Origin of the sequence: Serratia sp. TMDUHS_CL (genome assembly GCF_037137105.1) — a bacterium.
Classification (GTDB): domain Bacteria; phylum Pseudomonadota; class Gammaproteobacteria; order Enterobacterales; family Enterobacteriaceae; genus Serratia; species Serratia nevei.
Window position 1 is genome coordinate 1 of record NZ_JBBBDV010000029.1, and the last position, 1,927, is coordinate 1,927.

1 protein-coding gene is annotated in these 1,927 nt (G+C 67.4%); it reads left to right on the forward strand.

Translation table 11 applies throughout. The annotated features are described in order from the left end of the window. Window positions 1-1,927, forward strand: a 1,927-nt coding sequence (locus WCL58_RS25200; protein ID WP_336851752.1) for a condensation domain-containing protein, incomplete at both ends; no start/stop codon positions are given.

The window sequence follows — 1,927 nt, forward strand, 5'->3', positions numbered from 1 at the left end:
TGACGACAAACGGCTGGTGGCGTGGGTGGTGCCGGCCGCCGGCGTGGCGGAAGAGACGCTGGCGGGCGCGCTGCGGCAGCATGTGAGCGCGGCGCTGCCGGACTATATGGTGCCGTCGGCCTGGGTGGTGGTGGCGGCGTTGCCGCTGTCGCCGAACGGCAAGCTGGATCGTCGGGCGTTGCCGGAGCCGCAGGGGGCGCAGAGCCAGGCAGCGTACGAAGCGCCGCAGGGTGAACACGAAACGCTGCTGGCGGCGATCTGGCGCGAACTGCTGAACGTGGAGCAGGTAGGCCGCCACGATAACTTCTTCGAGCTGGGGGGCCACTCGCTGCTGGCGGTGAAGTTGATGGCTCAGCTGCGGCGCGCCGGTTGGGGAGCGAACGTGCAGACGTTGTTCTCAACGCCGACGCTGTCGGCGCTGGCGCAGGCGATGAGCGCGCAAGGTGAGATCGACATACCGGAAAACCGGATTTTACCGGGCGGGGCCTCCATTACGCCGGAGATGTTGCCGCTGGCGACGCTGAGCCAGCCGGAAATCGACGCGGTGGTGGCGCAGGTGCCGGGCGGCGTGGCCAACGTACAGGACATCTACGCCTTGTCGCCGCTGCAGGAGGGGATTTTGTTCCACCATCTGCTGGCGGAACGGGGTGACCCGTACCAGCTGTCCGCGGTGCTGCGTTTCGACAGCCGTGCGCGACTGGACGCCTGGCTGGCGGCGATGCAGCAGGTGATCGATCGCCATGACATTCTGCGCACTGCGTTCATCACGCAGGGCATGTCCTCGCCGGTGCAGGTGGTGTGGCGCAAGGCTGAGCTGGCGCTGAGCGAGCGGCGTTTCGATCCGGCTGACGGCCCGATTTGGCAACAGCTGGCGGCCAGCTTTGATCCGTTGCAGCAGCGGCAGGATCTGACCCGCGCGCCGCTGCTCAACTTTACCGTCACGCAGGAGGAGGACGGCAGCTGGTGCGCTTTGCAGCAGTGGCATCATCTGATTGGCGATCACTCCACGTTGGCCTTCATGGAGCAAGAGATCGGCGAGATCCTCGCCGGCCGTGGGGCACAGCTGGGCGTCGCCCAGCCGTTCCGCAATGCGGTGGCGCAGGCGCGCCTGGCTCTCAGCGAGGCTGAGCACGAAAGCTTCTTCCGCGACATGTTGGCAGATATCCGCGAGCCGGTGCTGCCGTTCGGCCTGAGCGACGTGCACGGCGAAGGGCGGCAAATCGCCTGCCGCTACCAGGCGCTCTCTTCGGCGCTGAACCTGCGGTTGCGGCGACAGGCGCGGCGGCTGGGCGTCAGCCTGGCCAGCCTGTGCCACCTGGCCTGGGCGCAGGTGCTGGCGAGCGTCAGCGGGCGAGACGCGGTCGTGTTCGGCACCGTATTGCTGGGGCGTCTGCAGGGCGGCGAAGGCGCGGAACGGGCATTGGGGTTGTTTATCAACACGTTGCCGCTGCGTCTGGACATCGATCGGCGAGGCGTGGAGACGGCGGCAAGAGAGGCACACGTGCGGCTGAGCGGGCTGCTGGCGCATGAACATGCGCCGCTGGCATTGGCGCAGCGCTGCAGCGGCGTCAGCCCTGGGGCGCCGCTGTTCAGCGCCTTGCTCAACTATCGCCACAACAACGGCGAAGCCGTGGCGTTGCCGGAAGGTGTCAGCCTGCTGAGCGCCGAAGAGCGTACCAACTATCCGTTCGTGTTATCGGTGGAGGACGGCGGCGATTCGCTGGGCGTGACGGCGCAGGTGACCGAGACGGTCGATGCCCAGCGGGTGTGTGACTATATGGTGCAGGCGCTGAGCTCACTGGCGCAAGCGCTGGAGCAGGCGCCGGAGACGCCGGTGTGTTCACTGGCGGTGGTGCCGGAGGCGGAACGCGAACTGCTGCTGCATGGCTGGAACCGCACCGAGCGTGACTACCCGCTGGATCAGACG